Raw genomic sequence first — 18,222 nt, forward strand, 5'->3', positions numbered from 1 at the left:
GAAAAGTAATAATTAAGCGTTTAGCGCTATTTCGTGCCACTTATAACCGCTAAGGCGGCTCACCAGCTGGAGGCAGCCTAAAGAAGTAGTAGTTGACGAAGCCGCCCCCATAACAGACAATCGCTAATGACAACCATTCGCATTATTAGAAACGGCTCCTATGCGCACAAAGTTTATTTCAGCGATTGCCGCATTCAGCGCTCTGTGTATCCCCTGGACCAGTGCACAAGCCGGTCCCAGTGACGATCTGCTTGTTGCCACACAGGCACACGTCGATTCCCCAAAAGTTTTTTGGGAGCGCAATAACTTCACTCTAAACGCAGAGGTCGACGGCGCCCTCCACCCCCTCCAAAGCACAGTGAACTGGGTAGGAAAGGGCTACAAACCCACCGGCGAACAGCAATACATCTACAAGATCCCAAAGGACAACACCATTCCCGGTCTTGGAAAGCCCGGCACACTGCTATACCAGGCCCCCATTCTGCCTGGTTTTAGTAACTCCCCTATTTGGGCCGGTTTTGGTGCAGACATTGATATCCCTGCCGATAAGTTCAAGGATCGATCCTTCAATCTAGATTTGGTCGGCTTTGACGGCCCCGGCGAGATGAACTTGTTCAAGTCTGATGATTGGCTGTTGGCATCACACATTCCTGGCATGCGGTCAGCATGGATAAATCCGGGCAGCCATACCCACAACCTCACGACATTTACGAAGCCGGGCACTTACACACTCACCTACCGGGCCTCGGCACGGGACCAGAAGGGACGATTCATCGCTTCTGCCCCGCAAAGGCTGGTCTGGCAAGTCGGTGGCACAAAGCCTACAAAAGGAGGGATTAGCGACCCCAGGGCTGCATATGATGCAGCTCCTTCCGAGGGCGACCAATCTCCCTCTTTCACCCTGAAACCGCATGAGGGGCGCGACAAAGACGGCGATGAGCACCTAAGCGATCTGCTCTTCGATGCGGGCAATGATAACGCGAGCGGTACCGCCCTGTTCTACATCGACGGCTACCACCTTGCGGAAGTGCCAGTTCAAAACGGAAAAGCGGCCTGGACGGAGATGGTCGGTTCTGCCCCGTCTAACTTCCAGGTGGTATTTATTCCTACCCAAGGAGGCAAAAAGTGGATTTCCGCTCCTGTTCGCTACCAAAGTGCTGCTCCGCAGGTTTCGACCACTAACCCCGGTAGTTTTCCGCAAAAGCAAACTACTTCGCCCGCTCCCGCCTTCGCCAACGATGACCGCCCGGTAACCAGCGCCAAAGTGAAGCTGAGCGCTACGAGCCTGGACGAAGAATATGCCCGGATCTCCGCCATACCTGAAGACAAGAATCTGAGCTTTCGAGTAGTGGGCGGCTTCTATGACACTCCCAATGGGAAATACCCATCCTGCGAGATCGATTTCATCTCTTCTCCGGCTCGCCGGCAGATGGTGGTGCCCCAGGAAGGGTGTACCGGCAGCAAGTACACGCTGAAACTGCGGCTGCTACCCAATTCTCGTACCAACGTAGGCGCCAAGACAATCAGGCTTGGTTATCCACTACCCAAAACTGGGATAGTGACTTTTAGCTCTACCCCCTACGTAGGACGAAGCGGCGATCCGATCAGTGCACATCCGCTTTCTGTAGATGCCCCCACGGGCGCCCCTGCAGAGGTCGAGGAACAATTGCCAAGTGGAAAAGAACCCGCACCAAGTGGCAACAAACCAGCAAAGCCGACCCCCGCTCCCCCCACAAAGGAAGTTACTCCGCCAAAGAGCACCAAAAAAGCCGTAATTTCAGACGGCCATGTCGATGTACGGGCAGTACAGGCCGGCAACGGACTAGCAATGGTTTTGGGGGACGACTCTGGCTCATTTTCAAAAAAGCCCATGGTGCACGACCTCGCCAAGGTGAGTCTGGCCGTTCGCCCTCAGGCTAGGGCAAAACGGTCGAAGCATGTATTTGCTGATGCCAGCTTCAATTTCTTGGGCCCGCACGGCACCGAATTGTTTGTTCTTCCTCAAGATCAGAAATCCGGTCTGGTGTGGCCTGGCTTCTCTACGCAAGAACTCGATTATTCCCACTTCCCCAAGGGAGTGGACATTGAGATAAAACCGCACAGCGGTCCCAAGGGAGCCAAGTGGTGGGCGTTCACTCAAAATTTGGGGAAATTGGCCGATATAATTGCCGCCTCCGACCGAGTAAGCACCCTACACACGACCAACAGGACGCACCTGCATACCAACTGGGCGTTCACAAAACAGGGTCGTTATCAGATTCAGGTTCGGGCTAAAGACGTGGCTACTGGGAAGTACTCCCCGTGGTATCCAATATCCTTCCAGGTAGGTGCCGCGACCGGTAAACAGCACCCCAGCCAGCCGGCAGGGCCCAATAAACCTGGCTATACTCCAGCGGCTACTACAGTCCCTGGGACTGCGGGCAGCGGCACTCCTTCTACAGCCCCTGAGACTTCCGGCAATGACACTGCAGTGCAGTCACCCGCCAAGCCTATAGAGGGATCTTCCCCCGGCGAAGACGCGGCCTCCGGCGATGGGAATGCCCCCGCAAATTCTGACAGTAACCAACCCGCCGATGGCGAAAGCAGTAAAGAGGCACCGGCGCCCTCCGGGCCGGCTCGAGTGACTTCTAAGCCCTATGCCAGCCCACTAGCAAAAACCGGATCCAACGGTATGGCTGAGCAGTGGCTTACTATCCTCGGTGCCGTGTTGCTGGGGGCTGGAGCAGCGTTAGCCTTCACCTCTATTAGAAAACGCAGATAGCTGAGCGCAAACAAAAAAGTGTGGGGCTCTTGCCCCACACTTTTTTACTACTAACGCTATGCGTTTTCGCGCTTTTCTTTGATCTTCGCAGCCTTGCCGTGACGATCGCGGATGTAGTAAAGCTTGGCCCTACGGACATCGCCGCGGGTCACAACCTCGATCGATTCGATGGTAGGTGCGTGTAGCGGGAAGGTACGCTCGACGCCTACACCGAACGAAATCTTGCGAACGGTGAAAGTGGCGCCTAGGCCCTTGCCGCCGCGACGAGCGATTACGAGGCCCTGGAAGACCTGCACACGCGAACGGTTTCCTTCAGTAACCAGAACGTTTACCTTGACGGTATCGCCTGCACGGAACTGGGGGATGTCGTCGCGCATCGAAGCGGCGTCTAGCTGATCAAACTTCTGCATCAGTTTTCCTTCAAGCTATCGGTGCCACAGGTCACCGCTAGCCATAGGCCGGGAACACCCCGGCGACTTCATGGCGTCTGCGAGCGCATTGGCGTCCCCCTGTGGCAGGATTCGCCCACGTCACAGACCGATCCATTGTCGCACAGTTAGTACTGGTCGTCACCTGTGAGTTCTCGCACCATGCACACGTCTCGGTTGGGCTGGCCGCCTACCTTGAACATGCGGGTGCCCTTCTTGCGGAAACCGTGCCTGCGGTAGAACTTTTGTGCTCGTTTGTTGCCCTGGTTCGTACCGAGGCCGATTGCAGGCGTGGCAGGGGGAAGTAGTTGTGCAATGGCCGCCTCTAGCAAAGCCCCAGCAATACCACTGCCCCGCCACTGCGAATCTACATACAGTTTCGAGAGATAGGCACCCCCCTGCGGCATCGCTTTTTCAAGAGTGGATGTAGGAACCGCTCCATCTGCAGCAGGTGGTGTGATCCATGCGTAACCGACGAGCTGCTCACCAACCTGCGCAACTAGAATCTCTTGACGGTCAATCGCTTTAGCCAATTCCGCCTCGTTCAAGTTTTGCGCAACAAAATCAGCTATGGCGTCTTCCGTCAAGTATGTCGGGCAGGCATCAGGGAATGTGCGCGCAGCCAAGCGATGTAGTTGGCTCACTTGCTCTGCTCGCGCAAGGCTAAAAGAGATCCGCCCGTGGAACGGCGGCGCCAACAGGCCGCAGCCGGCAATAACCTCGCGGTCCGAACTGTCCAATTCGTCCTCGTCAAGCCGCGCGATCATGTCTGGCCTACGTTCACAGGTCCGCTGCAATGCCAGGTCTCGTCGCCACCTCGCGATGGCCGCATGATTGCCACCCAATAACACAGACGGAACACTGAGCCCTCGCCACTGCGAAGGCTTCGTAAAAGCGGGGTATTCCAGCAGGCCCGCAGTGGAATGGGATTCTTCAACTAACGAGAGGGGATTTCCTACTACGCCATCCAACAATCTGCCGACGGCTTCAATAACAACTAATGAAGCAACCTCACCGCCGTTTAGTACATAGTCGCCGATGGAGAATTCCATTACGGTGACGTTCTTCTTGGAACGGTAGTGCTGGGCTAACCGCGCATCAATACCCTCGTACCTTCCGGGTGCGAACACTATCCGCTTAGCCCGGGTAAGCTCCTCGGCTTTGCGCTGGGTAAAGTTTTCCCCCGAGGGCGTAGGCAACGCAAGTACCACGTCTTCGTCACCTATTATCTGATCAAGTGCCTTACCCCAGACGTCCGGGCGCATGACCATACCCGCGCCTCCCCCGTAGGGAGTGTCGTCTACGGTGCGATGCTTGTCGCTCGCCCAATCACGAAGGTCATGGACTCGCACGTCCAGCAGCCCGGCGGCTTCAGCTTTGCCTAGCAAAGATATGTCCAGCACCGAAAAGTACTGAGGAAAAATAGAGACTACGTCAATTTGCATGCTAGTCCCCCAGAAGACCCGCGGGGGCATCTACAACAACGCGTTCTGCTTGCAGGTCAACCTGAACTATTGCCTTCACAAAAGGCACCAGGAAAGTGCCGGTCTCGGTCGTGACTTTGAGCCGATCCTGCCCAATCCCAAACTCCAGGCCGCTAATTGAGCCGAGTTTGTTTCCCTGCGGATCGTAGATAGGCAGTCCTTCCAGCTCACTTGCGTAGAACTCGCCCTCGTCCAGCTCCTCCTCGGAAACATCAAAAGAGACGACTTTCCCGCGCATTGCTTCTATTTCTTCACGGGTCGTAATCTCTTCAAATGTCACAACCCATCGTTTGCCTGACCGATAGAAGCTGCGCACGGTGTAGTCATTGCCATCTATCTGCAGCACGGTTCCCGGGGCGAACCGTGCCGATGCTGAATCGGTGCGAACGTCTACTATTGCTCCACCTTTGAGCCCCTTGGCGGGGCCAATAACCCCTACCCTCATCAGGTTGTCGTTCACTAAAGCTCCAAAATTTCTTGTACTTCGGCTGCCGTCTTCGCGCTTGCCCACGCCTTAGACTTCTCCCACTCTTCGGCGTTGGAGCCCCAACTGACCAAAATCGTGCACAGCCCGTTCTTTGCGGCACCGTCTATGTCGTAATGCCGGTCGCCAACCATGATCGCGTTCTGGACGGGAACATCTACCTTAGCTAGCGCTCTGCCTACAATCTTCGCCTTATCTGAATGGGACTCTGCCTCGTCTGCGCCGCAGATCGCCTCCATTGCGTAATCCAGGTTGCAAAGCTGCGCTACCTTGATCGCCTGTTTTTCAGGTTTAGAAGTAGCAATAGCCTGCTTTATTCCAGCCCTATGGATGGTGTCAACCAGTTGGGCGATTCCTTCGAAAAGCTGGGTTTGGTCCGCCTTTGCCAGGTACTTCTCGCGATAGGTATCGATTAGTTCTGCGAGCTGTGCCTCGTCTGCCTGCGGCGAGAAGTGTTTGAACGTGTGACGCAGAGGCGGGCCGATAAACCTCCGCAGATCAGCTTCGTTTTCTTGAATATTCAGCTTCTCTGAAAGAGTTGCGGCCATAGCAGGCAAAATGACCGGAGCGGAATCAGTGAGCGTTCCGTCCAGATCCCACAGCACCGCCCCTATAGGAAACTCCGGGGCGCAAATATTTTCTAGTACTGTCTCGTCAAAGGTGTCCATAGCTACTAGTCTAACGGCATAAAACTGGGCCCCCCACCTAGCTGTGGGGAGCCCAGTTGTTCGCTTTGTCTTAGTCGCGGTCGGTGTCGATCACGTCCACGCGGACAGGGCCGCGTTTCGACAATGCCGACATGACGGCTCTAAGTGCACGTGCGGTACGCCCAGAACGGCCGATAACGCGTCCCAAATCGTCTGGGTTTACGCGTACTTCAAGAAGCTTGCCGCGGCGCATAGAGCGTTCACTGACACGGACGTCGTCCGGGTTGTCAACGATTCCGGCAATCAAATGCTCGAGGGCGTCCGCTAGCATTAGGCCTCCTCGGCCGGCGCTTCAGCTTCAGCGGCCTCTTCAGCCTTTTCCTCGGAAGCAGCAGCTTCCTCGGCGGCCTTGGCCTCTTCAGCAGCCTTAGCCTCTGCTTCTGCCTTTGCCTTAGCCTCGGCAGCAGCAGCCTTACGCTTTTCGGCGTCAGCTTCAGCAGCCTTCACGGCTTCCTCAGCCTGCTTAGAAGCAGCGTCGGCGTCGGCAACCTTGATGCGCGATTCGGTGTTCTTGGCACCCTTGAACTTGGCCCAGTCACCGGACAGAACCAGCAGACGCTTTACGGTGTCGGACGGCTGTGCGCCAACACCCAGCCAGTACTGAATGCGCTCGGACTGAAGCTTGATTACCGAAGGATCCGGGTTCGGATCGTACTGGCCTACGCGCTCGATGACCTGACCATCACGCTTCTTGTGCTGGTCTACAACAACGACGCGGTAGACGGGACGGTGAATCTTGCCAACTCGCTTGAGTCGAATACGAACTGCCACTTGTGTGGTTCTCCTAAATATAATCGGGTGGACTGCATGCCTCGCCGGTGGGATTCGGGTCTGGTCTAGCAGGTCCGGACACGTCGCACTTACAGAGAGGGCGGCAAATGCGACGGGTACAGCGAACTATTGTGTCACATATAGCCGGCTTTTTAAACCTGCCTGCCCCACCAGGCGACTAATATCACTTATATCTGCGCCCGCGCAGATACACCTCATCTGGTTTGGCTAGGATCCGAGGATTTTCCAGCGGGTTTTCGTGGTAGCACAAAAAGTCTGCACTGGCGCCCTCGGTAAGATTGTCCAATTCTAAGAAATTCCTGGTGCGCCAAGAGGCTGCCGCTACGATTTCGCTACCGGGCAGTCCTACCTTTTCCAATTCCGCAATCTCTTGGCCAATTCCCCCGTGTAGCGGCTTTGGCGCAGTGTCGGTACCTACCATGATGTGGATGCCAGCATCGACCATCTGTGCTACCTGCTCGTAGCGCCGCTCCCACATCCGGATCATTTGCTCGTAGTAGAGCGGGTATTTCTGTCTGCCCGGCGCTGCGAAAGTGGGAAACATTCCCACCTGACACAGAGTGGGAGTGACCGCTATCGACCTGCGTGCCGCCTCCTGCATCTGCACTTCATCCATGCCAGTACCGTGTTCAATACAGTCGACGCCAGCTTCCAGCAGCGGATCGATAGCCTCGTGGCTGAAAGAATGCGCAGTCACTTTGGCACCGGCCTCGTGAGCGGCGGCGATTGCCTCCCGAAGAACGGCCTTCTCCCACAGAGGGCGAAGAACCGCCTCTCTCCCCATGGAACGGTCTATCCAATCGGCGACGAGCTTCACCCAACCGTCTGCCCGCTGAGCCTGATGCGACAGCACCTGCGGCAAGTCGGCCTGGTTGTCAACATCTATTGGCAGACCTTTTATGTACCGCTTAAAGCGGGCCACGTGGCGCCCACACCGGATTAGGCGCGGCAGGTAAGCGACAGACTTCACCCACGCATTGTTCGTGACAGTGCCACAATCCCGGACTGCTAAAACGCCGCTATCGCGATCTGCCTTCCCCTGTTCTTCTAGCTCTGCCCGGCTAACTGGCTCCACTCCGCGCATCCCAAGATGGCAGTGCACATCTACCAAGCCAGGCAAGATCCACCGATGTCCGTCCTGACCGGATTCGGGCAGGCGAATCCGCCCGTCCTCGACATGCAGGCCGCAGGGGACGAACTTGAGTTCGCCCTGCACTACCTGCCCTACTTTGCCGGGGAGGAACACTACATGCCTCCGAGCAAGCGCTTCAGATCGTAAGGCAGTTCGTCTACCGATGGCATCTTTGGTTGAGGAGCGGGGGCAGAAGTGGGGGCGCCAAATGCCGATCCCTTGGATTGCTTTTGCACCTTGGCGGGATTGCCGCTCTTCTTTACGCTGTTGGTTCGTGCCGGGGAACCGGACTTGCGCTTCTTTTTCTTAGATTTGCCTGCCTTGCGACGGGCGGCTCGCCCTCCCCCAACACCAGGCATTCCCGGCATACCGGGCATTCCTGGAATCTGGCCGGAACGGGTTGCCTGCTGCATCATCTTGCGGGCTGCTTCAAAACGCTTCAAAAGCCCATTGACTTCGGCCACGGTCACGCCAGAACCGGCGGCAATGCGCTTTCGCCTTGAGGCACGAATAATCGAGGCATCCTCACGCTCAGCCGGAGTCATCGACCGAACTATCGCTTCGATGCGATTGATTTCCTTTTCGTCAAAGTTCTCTAGCGCCTCGCGGTACTGGCCAATACCCGGCATCATGCCCATGATTTTCTTCAGGGAGCCAAGCTTGCGCATCTGTTGCATTTGCGCCAGGAAATCGTTGAAAGTGAAGTTACCCTTTGCGAGTTTCTTCGCCATGTCTTCCGCTTCTCGCTCATCGAAAGCCTTCTCGGCTGTTTCGATGAGGGTAAGTACGTCGCCCATGTCCAAAATGCGCGAGGCCATCCGGTCGGGGTGGAAGCGTTCGAAATCAGTAAGGCCTTCCCCGGTGGAAGCAAAGAGGATTGGTTCTCCGGTAACGCCACGAACTGAAAGTGCTGCACCACCGCGTGCGTCACCATCTAGTTTCGTGAGGACAACGCCAGTGAATCCGACCCCATCGCGGAAAGCCTCGGCGGTCGTAACCGCATCCTGACCGATCATCGCGTCGAGGACGAATAGAGTTTCGTGCGGCTCCACCGCATACTTGATGGCGCGCGCCTGACTCATCATCTCTTCGTCGACGCCAAGTCGGCCAGCGGTATCGACAATAACCATGTCGTAACCGTTCAAGATTGCATGGTTCACCCCGGAGCGAGCAGTTTCGACCGGGTCACCGACCCCATTTCCAGGGTTAGGAGCCCACACTTCTACGCCTGCCCGTTTGCCAACCACCTGAAGCTGGTTCACAGCGTTAGGACGTTGTAGGTCACAAGCAACCAGGAGGACACGTTTTCCCTGCTCGGTAAGCCACTTGCCCAGCTTTCCGGCAAGCGTTGTCTTACCGGCGCCCTGCAGACCAGCAAGCATGTAGACGGTCGGCCCTCTATCAGCCTCATGTAGGTCTCGTGCCTCGCCACCCAGAATCTGGATTAGTTCTTCATTGACGATCTTGATGACCTGCTGGCCGGGGTTCAATGACCTAGACTTCGAGACCCCGTATGCCTTCTCGCGGACATTAGATATAAATTCACGAACTACGGGTAGCGCAACGTCTGCCTCTAAAAGTGCACGCCTGATCTCGGATGTAGTTTTATCTACATCGGCCTCAGAGAGTACCCCTTTACCTCTAAGGGACTGAAAAGCGTTTGTCAGTCTGTCAGAAAGCGAATTGAACACGTAGTCCTCCAGTGCGATCGATCTGGTGTATAGCCTACCTTTTCACACAGATTGCTCACAGCTGGGCCTGGGTTGTCATTGTCACTAACATTTGGTTTTATGCTTATGCCATCAGTATCAATAGAGAAAGCTAACGACTTTGACCGCAACTACTGAAACAAAAAGCTGGTCGCTAAGAAGGTACCTCTGTGTATGGGGTATCCACTTTTTCACCATGACGGGCCTACTGTGGGCTCTACTGGCAATTTCGGCGCTCTACCACGGTCAGATAAAACTGATGTGGATGTGGCTAGGAATATCTCTAATAGTTGACGCCGCTGATGGCCCCATGTCCAGGAAGGCAGAGGTAACCAAGGTAGTACCGTGGTTCTCTGGGGTAATGATGGACAACGTGGTTGACTACCTGACCTGGACTTTTGTGCCAGCAATATTCATGACCTTGTATTTGCCGCTGGGCCCCAAGCCGCTTCCGGTCGTTGCCGCTGCCCTGGCGCTGGGATCATCCATGTTCTGCTACTGCAACACCAAGATGAAATCCTCTGACTGGTACTTCGTCGGTTTCCCGGCTGCGTGGAACATAGTCGCAATTATCCTGTGGCTATTCCAGACGCCCGCCCTGTTCAACTGGCTGGTAATCGTAGTCTTTACCATCCTCGCAGTAGTGCCGTGGAAGTGGGTACACCCCTTCCGAGTGAAACGACTACGGGCACTAAATGCCACCGCGGCTGTCATCTGGGTAGCTACCACTGCCTACATGACTGTAATCGCCCCATCGCGTCCGCTGTGGCTAAGTGCTGCATGGCTCATCTCGGGACTTTGGATTCTGGCCATCAGCGCAGCACGCACCATTCTTGGTCCGTCGAATCGCTAGTGCAATAGGTGCTTGCGCCGCCCCTTGGGACGCTTCCAACGCGACCTTCTGGACCGGCGCGGCGCAGCCACCTTTGCCAGTGACTTATAGGCCTTCCGATCCATCCACGCTTTGAATCCTTCCAACGCGAAGGTACCCATGATCAACATGGCGATGATGCCTATGACGTGGGGCGGATAGCCCCTGCCGTGCAAACCGAAGTACACGTAGGGAGCCATAAACGTCGCGATAGTAACCACCATGCCAAGCATTCGTTTTGCGAAACGAGGCGCTGTGACCATGGTTAGTAACCCCCACGTGTACGGGATAGCGGTAAGCAGGTCTATTGCCCACAGCATAACCAAAGATCCCTCAAATTCGCGCACAAACATTACGGGCAGAACTCTAAGTGCTGAATATGCAAGCACCACCAGGTAAGCCAGGAACTTCGCGTTGGTGAACAGGCGAACTAGGACGGACCGCGGCTGCAGCTGAATGCCAAGTTGCTGCAATTGTTTTGCTGCCCTTGCAGATATCAGGAGCGAATCCAGCCCGTGTAACGCCCCCGTCAGGAAAAGCTTGTCTGCCTTGGTACGCCGTTCCAACAGAAAATCGATCAGTAGTCTAGGGGCAATCCCGATGGGCGTTACCTCGTGCTCACGCGCGCTCTGTTTCGGTCCTAATTCGTGGAGTAAAGACGCATCCACCCACGTCTTCCATGCCCCTATTTGAGCATCCGTCATAGTGAGCAGCCACAGCCGCTCCCTCTTTCGCACAGAATCGCGCAACGTCTCCATGATTAGTTCACGCTCTTCTAGCTCTCGTGGGTCCGGCACATGAGTCATCTCGCGTACGTGCTTGTCGCGCAGATCCCCTAGTCTTTCGACACCGGCCGCCAGGCGTACTTGCCGCGGCCACAGGATCAAATCCTCGCCGAAAGAAATGTCGATTAGAAAATTCACCGTTACACCTTATCGGGTAAAGTCAGGCGGGTCAGCAAGCACCTGTGTTTCATCCACCATGTAAACCAGGTCTGCCAGTGCTGAAAGCTGCCCCCGAGGGGCTCCTACCGCCAGCAGGTAGGCTTCGGCCAAGACAGCCAGCAACGACAGCAGATGTTTCGAGCCCCCAATTGCCTCGTTTACCTCGTCAACAGCTCGCATACTGGCATCTGAGGAAACAGCCTGCAACAGAACTTCCCCAAGCTCTATCGATTTCAAGATATCGCTGCGCCACTCGGAGTCGACCCCCAGTTTCATAAGCACTTCAGATGCCTGGGACTTAGAAAAACCGCTGAGGATTGCCGCCAGCGCTACTACTCCAGGTGCGGGATGGGGAGCCATGGGTCGGGCCGGGACAACAGATGTTATTCTTCTTGATGCCAGCCCGCAGGCGAAGTAGGTGAGCTCAACCAGGAAATAGTCCTTTGTCAGGCGCTGCCCTTTTACGGGTTTGGAACGTACCTGTTCCCACAGCGGAAATATCCGAGAAGGGATCCCCACCCTGTCCAGTTGCCCAAATATTTGTCTAAATCCAGCAGATACCAGGAAGTCTATTAGTAGCTGACGAGCCGTATCGTCCCATTCAGAGGGCATTTTCGCTCCCCTGAGGGCGGATACCGTCCAGGCTCCCAGGTATGTTTGGCGTCTGCCTGCCGCCCTAGCCAGCCGCAACACTAGGTGCGGATCTGCAAGATCCCGTTTGGAGGACAGAACTACCTGCCCTGAATGGAGCGCTACTGACTTGTCAATAATCTGTAGAGCCGGAGCCTTCCGAATTCCCCGCACTACCCTCGGGAGTGTTTTCTTTGGGCCTCTGGCTACCGCTTCGGCACGATCAAGCAGACGGGCGGTAGCATTTTCTATCTCTATTGAGGCTTGCGCAATGGTGGCCCGCAATTGCCTTGCAGTAGTGCCCATATAGTCCGCCACTAGGTCTTGCTGTTCGATCCGCAACACCTGGGTAGACGAAAAATGTTCAACGCAATCGCGAACGTCGCGTAGCAGACTACCTGCCCGGTCCAGCCCCGCCCGGTTCGCAGCGGCTAGCCACGAAGATTCCACACAATCCAGTAGCCGCAGGTCGGCTAGCCCACCGCGAGCGCGCAGAATATCCGGTTCGCTAAGGTGTGCTAGCTGGCCGAGCTTGTCCCAGCGTTCCATCGCTTCATCAATCAGCTTGGGAATAACCTGATTGGCGCGCAGCCTCCATTGGGACAGGTATTCCCTCTTCAGGATTTCCAAGATCCCAGACTTACCCGCTATGTATTTTAGGTCCAGCAGCGAGAGGACATTCCAAAGGTTGTCTCCTTCTAAGAGCTGTGGTCTGGCCAAATGCACCCTAGCACCGAGGGCTTCCCCCAGTAGTGCAGCCCCTTCACTGGCTCCAGGACCGGAAATTACCAGTTCCATTGGGCAGGCAGGACCAGCGGTTGCCTTTCCCATAGCGCCGGCAAAGCCCACCGCGTAGTCAGCATCGTCGGGAACGTATTTTTCTACCTGTTCCTTTCGCTGGGCAAACAGCTGCCCCCTATAGGCGATACCGAAGGTGGGTGAGTAAGAATCCGCCAGTAACCCCCGTGGCGGTTCGAGGGTGCTCATCAATCACCCACTATTGCGTCTACGAAAGTCTGCGGATCGAAAGGCGCCAGGTCGTCAGCGCCCTCGCCAAGGCCCACCAGTTTTACTGGTACCCCCAGCTCACGCTGTACCGAAACAACAATGCCGCCCTTAGCGGACCCATCCAGCTTGGTTAGGACGATGCCGCTCAGGTTCACAACTTCGTTGAAAACTCTGGCCTGCTGCATCCCGTTCTGGCCGGTAGTGGCGTCGAGCACCAGCAATACTTCGGTCAGAGGGGCTTGCTTGCCAATGACTCGGGCTACTTTACCTAGCTCATCCATCAAGCCCGCTTTGTTCTGGAGTCTGCCGGCGGTGTCGACGATTACTACGTCCGCACCTTTTTCCTTACCGATCTTTACCGCATCAAATGCTACCGAAGCGGGATCTGCGCCCTCTTTATAAGAGCGGACGAGCTCTACGTCTGCGCGTTCAGCCCACGTCTGCAGCTGCTCCGCCGCGGCGGCGCGGAATGTGTCAGCGGCTCCCAGCACTACCTTCTTATCTTCTGCTTTGGCGATACGGGCGATCTTGCCGATAGTCGTGGTCTTACCAGTGCCATTTACGCCCACTATCAGCATTACTCCCGGAGTGTTTTCATCAGTTGCCGAGAAGTTGATGGATCTGTCCATATCCGGGCCTACCTGCTCTAAAAGAGCTGCCCGCAATATTTCTTTTACCCGCTGCGGATCGTGAGTGCCGTCAGCAGCGACCTCCTTGCGCAGCCGAGAAACCACTTCCTCAGTTGCGTCTAGGCCCAAGTCTGCCATCAGTAGATTGTCTTCAATTTCCTCCCAATCAGAGGTGGACAGATCCCCTTTGCCCAACACGGATAGCAACGCGGAGCCGAGCACGCCGGACTTCGAGAGGCGGGAGCGCAACTTCGCCATACGCCCAGAAGGCTTCTCAATTCGGGGTGGCTCCTGGGTGGCAGGTTCTGCCTGCTTTTCAGGTTGCGGCTGCGGTTCGACTGGGGCCTCCCCCTGCACCGACTCCTCAGAGCTTGGCAGCTGCGGCTTTTCCGGGGGTGGACTAATCTGCTTGCGGTTATGGGCTACGACCCCACCCACAACTAGAATCAGCACTACTACGAGCGCTGGGATCCATACTTCCGGCCTAGAGACGATCTGCAGAATATGTTCCATGCCCTAATCATCGCCTATTTTGGGCGCGGATGCGAAACCTCTACTTACTAGAGGACGATCCTGCCGAGGGGGCGGGCTTAGAAACCTTAGGTGCAAAAGAGGGCGGAAGATCGTTTCCGGCAGCATCCTTACCGTTGTCGATAAGGACCGCATCAGAGTTGATATCTGCCAGTGCACGCTGACCTGTGGCGCGGGTAATGCGACGCACGAGCCTGGCCTTAGAGAGTTCGCGAGCCTCAGAAAGCGTTATCTCTTTTACTTCGTTAGCCGCGTTCGCAAAGTCTTCCGTGTCGTTGAGGACGCGCGGAGTGGCCGGCGCGGGAGTAGAAGCGGACAGAATCGATCCCAACTTCGAATCGGTGGGATGCTGCGCGCCTAGATGCGAAAGTTCCCGCTTCTGCCATGCTGTGGTGGAATCACGAACCCACTTGGTCAGACCCCCATCAGGTCTACGGGTGCGGATTACAGCTGCCATTACTAAACATGCCACCACTACCGTGATGATCAGCACCGCAAATACAAGCAACAAGGACGCGTCCATGCCTATGATTTTGCCATGAAATTTTGCCCGCTCGCACCGGAAAAGTCCCTTTTAGAAAAACCGTGACCAAAACATAACATTTGCGCTAACGATGCGGCCGCTATTTAGCTAATTTCTGTGACACAACGCTAGTTACTCCACCTTGCATAGTGACTCCATACAGAGCGTCTGCCTTTTCCATAGTGCGCTTTTGGTGGGTAATCACAATCAGCTGCGAGCTCTGCCGCAATTCCTCGAACACTGTAAGCAAGCGAGCTAGATTCGCATCATCTAACGCCGCTTCGACCTCGTCCATCACGTAGAAGGGAGAGGGACGGGCCTTGAAGATTGCAACCAACATTGCCAGCGCAGCCAGAGACCGTTCCCCACCAGAAAGCAGCGACAGGCGCTTGACTTTCTTCCCGGCGGGCCTCGCCTCAATTTCAATACCAGAGGTGAGCATATTCTCCGGATCGGTAAGCACCAAGTCCCCTTGCCCTCCTGGGAAGAGCATCTCGAACACGTGGTGAAATGCCTGGCGCGTGTCGGCAAAGGCTTCAGAAAACGCATTTCGCACCTGGGTATCTACGTCCTCGATAATCTGCAGCAGATCATCTCTTGAGGAGCGCAAATCCGCTAGCTGGTCCGCAAGGAACTTATAGCGTTCAGAAAGCGCTTGGTGCTGCTCGAGCGCGAGCGGGTTCACCTTCCCCAGTGCGCGCAGTTCGCGATTGGCTTTGCGAAGGCGCTTTTCCTGTTCGGAACGCACGTAAGGATATCCTGGCCCATCTGGCTGCTCGGGGTCGGGCACCAGCAGATGGGGGCCATAGTGTTGCACTAATTCATCCAGGCTGAGCGATAGTTCGTCGTGCGCAGTCGCAGCCAGCTGATCCTTGCGGGCATTAATCTCGGCTTTTGCGACGTCCCCCCTATAGGCACTATCGGTGAGCGACGCCAGTTGTTTGCGGGCATCGTCTAAACGCTTCCGGATCTGCTTTATCTGCCCCGAGCGCGCTTTCGCGGCCTCTTCTTCCTGCGCCCTAGCCGCTCTTGCCCTCTCCAGGGCTCCCTGGGCTGCTTCGAGTGCCACCGTGGCCATGTCGCGAAGTTTTTCTGCTTCTTTCAGCTTCTGCTTCCGGCGAGCTTCCCCGGCCACTGCCCTATTGCGCTCTTCTTTTTGTCTAGCAGCATTTTTCCGCAGCGCAGAGGCCCTATCGCGCAGATGGCGGCCCTTTTCTTCTTCAGATCTATGCGACAACCTCGCATCGGTTTCAGTTTTGATCAATTCGCTTTCGCGCTGCCGGGCCTCCACGAGGGCTTTTTCTACTTCCTCTACCGCAACTGAGTCTGTGGGACTTTCCAGGAACGAAGCAAGGTTTTGCTCAGCGTCTTCCTTCCGCTGCCTGAACGTGTCCTTTTCCTGATCGGCACGCACTAGCGCCTGCTGGGCGCGATCTAGTTCCGCCTTCGCCGCGCTGACCGCCGCTTTCAAAGCCGCTGCCTCTTCTGCGGCCTTGGCGTATGCTGAGTCGGCTTCGCGTAGTTTGCGCAGGGCGCGGGCTTCATCTTCTTCTGCCGCGTTCAGGTCCTTTTCCGCCCTCTCTAATCCCCCCTTGGCGGCGAGGCTGGCGCGGGAGGCCGCCATGGCTTCTTTGGTGGCATTGTCTAGACGTGCTTGCATCGAGAGGACGGATTCGACCTCTGTTCCTCCGGTTTCGATGCGATGGAGCGAGATGATTTCGCCATCTTTACTGATAACGGTCGTAACGTTCGGTTGCGTCAGGGCCGCAATGGCCTCTTGCCGACTGTCCGCGATGACGATTCCTGCAAGGGCAAGGTCGAGGAATCCTTCCATGACACCCTCGCGGGCAGTGACCACCGACCGAGCCCACCGCCCGTGTTTCAGCTCAGGTTGGGAGGCAGGTGCTTGCTGGGAGGCGATTGCGAGCTTCACCGGGCCTCCCGCTACATCGGCCGCAGCCAGCGCATTTTCTACAGAATCGGCCACAACGGTGCCTGCCAGCTCCCCCAGGGCCAGGGCGATCGCGTCCTCGTACCCTTCGGAAATTTCAATTAGCGGGGGTAATGATCCCAACAGGCCCGGCAATTCGCGATCCAGCAAGGAGGCAGTAGCGTCGGCCGGCGCTACGGTAGAGGCGAGCGCATCTCTCTTGGAAGTCCACCGCATCTCAGCCTCAAGAGCCTGCTGGTGTTTGCTGCGCGCCTGCACCACCTTTTCTCTTTGCGCGCGCACATCGGCAGAAGCAGCTTCATGCACCTTGGCTACTTCCTGGTCTTTCTGAGGTAGCGCAACGGCCTTTTCGCCTTCCTTGGAGGCTTCAAAGCGAGTTTTTGCAAGGCTGAGCGCTTCCAGCGCGTTTTTTCGGTGCGAGGTAGCCGCATCAAAACGCGAGTTTGCAGAAGAGACTTCGCGTTCTAAGCGTTCCCGCTCCTTATTTCGTTTCCCGGCGACAGACTTGGCGAGGGCGAGTTCGCGCTCTAACTTCAGGCGCTCCTTTTCGGCCTCTACTTTCGCGGCAGTAATTTCCTGCAGATACCCGACCGCCGCCTCGATGTGTTCCATCTGGCGTCTATCTTCCTCGGTGGCTGCCGCGGCCCTGCGCTCGAGTTCTGCTGGATCTTCCCCATGGTAGGCGATGGGTACGGACAGGGATTTTACCCGCTCTGCGGCAAGTATTTGGTTGGAGCGCAGCCGTTCAGATACCGCGGTGAGGCGCTGCCATCCGGTGGTTAGTGCTTCCAGTGCCGGGGATCCTTCTGATTCTTCTCGCTCGGCACGTTCTAGCTCTTGGGTGATAGTAGAGAGGTTGTTTTCGGCTTCCTTTTTCTTCTGTTCCAGGGCCGCCCCGGATTCGTTCAGCGAGGTAAGCCTCTCCGCGAGCGCGGCCGCATCGTCGGCGAGCAGGCGCGCTTTGGCATCGCGAACGTTAGCACTAATCACGTCGGCGCGGCGGGCGGTTTCTGCCTGCCGGGCAAGGGGGCCAAGTTGTTTTCTTATCTCGTCTGTTAGATCTTCAACTCGGGAAAGGTTTCCTGCCATCTGGTTCAGTTTTGAGATGGCCCGTTCTTTCCGCCGGCGGTGTTTTAGCACCCCTGCGGCCTCTTCAATGAAGCCGCGCCGCTCCTCGGGGGTTGACGACAAGATGGCATCGAGCTGGCCCTGCCCCACGATCACGTGCATCTGCCTGCCCATGCCCGTATCGGAAAGGAGTTCTTGAACGTCCAGCAGGCGGCACTGGGTGCCATTGATGTGGTATTCGGAGCCGCCTCCCCTAAACAGAGTGCGAGAGATGGTTACTTCTGCGTAGTCGATCGGAAGAGCCCCATCCGAATTGTCGATGGTGAGTGTCACCTGTGCTCTTCCGAGGGCGGCTTTGCCAGAGGTGCCTGCAAAGATCACGTCTGACATGGCGGTACCGCGCAGTGCGCGCGCTCCCTGTTCGCCCATGACCCAGGCAAGCGCGTCTACGACGTTCGACTTGCCTGAGCCATTAGGGCCAACCACGCAGGTAATCCCCGGCTCTAAGCGCATAGTGGTAGCGCCGGCAAAGGACTTAAAACCCCGCAGGGTCAGATTTTTTAGATACAC

The 18,222-nt window shown here is 56.3% G+C and carries 15 protein-coding genes; 2 read left to right on the forward strand and 13 right to left on the reverse strand.

Annotation, left to right across the window (positions count from 1 at the left end; translation table 11 throughout):
* Positions 1–160 precede the first annotated feature (160 nt).
* Complete coding sequence (locus AC1EKG_RS01780; RefSeq protein WP_004804701.1) at positions 161–2,761, forward strand: choice-of-anchor M domain-containing protein; 2,601 nt, start codon at positions 161–163, stop codon at positions 2,759–2,761.
* A 56-nt stretch (positions 2,762–2,817) separates the two neighbouring features.
* Here AC1EKG_RS01780 and rplS read toward each other — a convergent pair whose 3' ends face one another.
* The 8 genes from rplS to ffh form a co-directional block, all read right to left on the reverse strand.
* Complete coding sequence (gene rplS / locus AC1EKG_RS01785) at positions 2,818–3,171, reverse strand: 50S ribosomal protein L19 (protein WP_004804699.1); 354 nt, start codon at positions 3,169–3,171, stop codon at positions 2,818–2,820.
* Positions 3,172–3,317: 146 nt separating this feature from the next.
* Positions 3,318–4,634, reverse strand: a complete 1,317-nt coding sequence (gene trmD / locus AC1EKG_RS01790) for a tRNA (guanosine(37)-N1)-methyltransferase TrmD (RefSeq protein ID WP_004804697.1) — start codon at positions 4,632–4,634, stop codon at positions 3,318–3,320.
* A 1-nt stretch (position 4,635) separates the two neighbouring features.
* Positions 4,636–5,133, reverse strand: coding sequence for a ribosome maturation factor RimM (rimM, locus tag AC1EKG_RS01795; protein ID WP_004804694.1), 498 nt, complete (start codon positions 5,131–5,133; stop codon positions 4,636–4,638).
* Positions 5,133–5,825 (reverse strand): HAD hydrolase-like protein, encoded by a 693-nt coding sequence (locus AC1EKG_RS01800; protein ID WP_004804691.1) that lies wholly within the window; start codon positions 5,823–5,825, stop codon positions 5,133–5,135. Before AC1EKG_RS01800 ends, rimM begins: the two co-directional genes overlap by 1 nt.
* A gap of 70 nt (positions 5,826–5,895) precedes the next feature.
* Positions 5,896–6,135 (reverse strand): RNA-binding protein, encoded by a 240-nt coding sequence (locus AC1EKG_RS01805; protein ID WP_004804689.1) that lies wholly within the window; start codon positions 6,133–6,135, stop codon positions 5,896–5,898.
* Positions 6,135–6,635 carry a 30S ribosomal protein S16 gene (gene rpsP / locus AC1EKG_RS01810; protein ID WP_004804688.1) on the reverse strand — a complete coding sequence of 167 codons (501 nt, stop codon included), beginning with the start codon at positions 6,633–6,635 and terminating at the stop codon, positions 6,135–6,137. Before rpsP ends, AC1EKG_RS01805 begins: the two co-directional genes overlap by 1 nt.
* 184 nt (positions 6,636–6,819) lie before the next feature.
* Positions 6,820–7,902 carry an amidohydrolase family protein gene (locus AC1EKG_RS01815; RefSeq protein ID WP_004804685.1) on the reverse strand — a complete coding sequence of 361 codons (1,083 nt, stop codon included), beginning with the start codon at positions 7,900–7,902 and terminating at the stop codon, positions 6,820–6,822.
* On the reverse strand, positions 7,902–9,479 hold the full coding sequence (gene ffh / locus AC1EKG_RS01820; RefSeq protein ID WP_004804683.1) for a signal recognition particle protein: 1,578 nt from the start codon (positions 9,477–9,479) through the stop codon (positions 7,902–7,904). The genes AC1EKG_RS01815 and ffh overlap by 1 nt, the downstream gene beginning before the upstream one ends.
* A gap of 214 nt (positions 9,480–9,693) precedes the next feature.
* Here ffh and AC1EKG_RS01825 point away from each other — a divergent pair, with 214 nt between their 5' ends.
* Entirely contained in the window at positions 9,694–10,350 is a 657-nt protein-coding gene (locus AC1EKG_RS01825; protein ID WP_004804681.1) for a CDP-alcohol phosphatidyltransferase family protein, read from the forward strand.
* Here the strand turns inward: AC1EKG_RS01825 and AC1EKG_RS01830 are convergent.
* From AC1EKG_RS01830 to smc, 5 genes are all read right to left on the reverse strand, one after another.
* A complete protein-coding gene (locus tag AC1EKG_RS01830) occupies positions 10,347–11,291 on the reverse strand; it encodes a hypothetical protein (RefSeq protein ID WP_048706482.1) in 945 nt (314 codons plus the stop codon). The two genes, AC1EKG_RS01825 and AC1EKG_RS01830, sit on opposite strands and share 4 nt — an antisense overlap.
* Positions 11,292–11,300: 9 nt before the next feature.
* Positions 11,301–12,929, reverse strand: coding sequence for a bifunctional uridylyltransferase/uridylyl-removing enzyme family protein (locus AC1EKG_RS01835; protein WP_004804678.1), 1,629 nt, complete (start codon positions 12,927–12,929; stop codon positions 11,301–11,303).
* Entirely contained in the window at positions 12,929–14,092 is a 1,164-nt protein-coding gene (ftsY, locus tag AC1EKG_RS01840) for a signal recognition particle-docking protein FtsY (RefSeq protein ID WP_004804676.1), read from the reverse strand. The genes AC1EKG_RS01835 and ftsY overlap by 1 nt, the downstream gene beginning before the upstream one ends.
* Positions 14,093–14,132: 40 nt before the next feature.
* Positions 14,133–14,633 carry a hypothetical protein gene (locus tag AC1EKG_RS01845; protein WP_004804674.1) on the reverse strand — a complete coding sequence of 167 codons (501 nt, stop codon included), beginning with the start codon at positions 14,631–14,633 and terminating at the stop codon, positions 14,133–14,135.
* 100 nt (positions 14,634–14,733) lie between these two features.
* Complete coding sequence (smc, locus tag AC1EKG_RS01850; RefSeq protein WP_004804670.1) at positions 14,734–18,222, reverse strand: chromosome segregation protein SMC; 3,489 nt, start codon at positions 18,220–18,222, stop codon at positions 14,734–14,736.

Source organism: Winkia sp. C0117E2 (genome assembly GCF_056590455.1).

What these genes read in the sequence shown, in the direction of transcription:
- AC1EKG_RS01845 (WP_004804674.1), bottom strand. Translation starts at nt 14,633, where the DNA reads ATGGACGCGTCCTTGTTGCTTGTATTTGCGGTGCTGATCATCACGGTA.
- AC1EKG_RS01800 (WP_004804691.1), bottom strand. Translation starts at nt 5,825, where the DNA reads ATGGACACCTTTGACGAGACAGTACTAGAAAATATTTGCGCCCCGGAG.
- rplS (WP_004804699.1), bottom strand. Translation starts at nt 3,171, where the DNA reads ATGCAGAAGTTTGATCAGCTAGACGCCGCTTCGATGCGCGACGACATC.
- AC1EKG_RS01805 (WP_004804689.1), bottom strand. Translation starts at nt 6,135, where the DNA reads ATGCTAGCGGACGCCCTCGAGCATTTGATTGCCGGAATCGTTGACAAC.
- trmD (WP_004804697.1), bottom strand. Translation starts at nt 4,634, where the DNA reads ATGCAAATTGACGTAGTCTCTATTTTTCCTCAGTACTTTTCGGTGCTG.
- AC1EKG_RS01835 (WP_004804678.1), bottom strand. Translation starts at nt 12,929, where the DNA reads ATGAGCACCCTCGAACCGCCACGGGGGTTACTGGCGGATTCTTACTCA.
- AC1EKG_RS01825 (WP_004804681.1), top strand. Translation starts at nt 9,694, where the DNA reads ATGACGGGCCTACTGTGGGCTCTACTGGCAATTTCGGCGCTCTACCAC.
- AC1EKG_RS01780 (WP_004804701.1), top strand. Translation starts at nt 161, where the DNA reads ATGCGCACAAAGTTTATTTCAGCGATTGCCGCATTCAGCGCTCTGTGT.
- ftsY (WP_004804676.1), bottom strand. Translation starts at nt 14,092, where the DNA reads ATGGAACATATTCTGCAGATCGTCTCTAGGCCGGAAGTATGGATCCCA.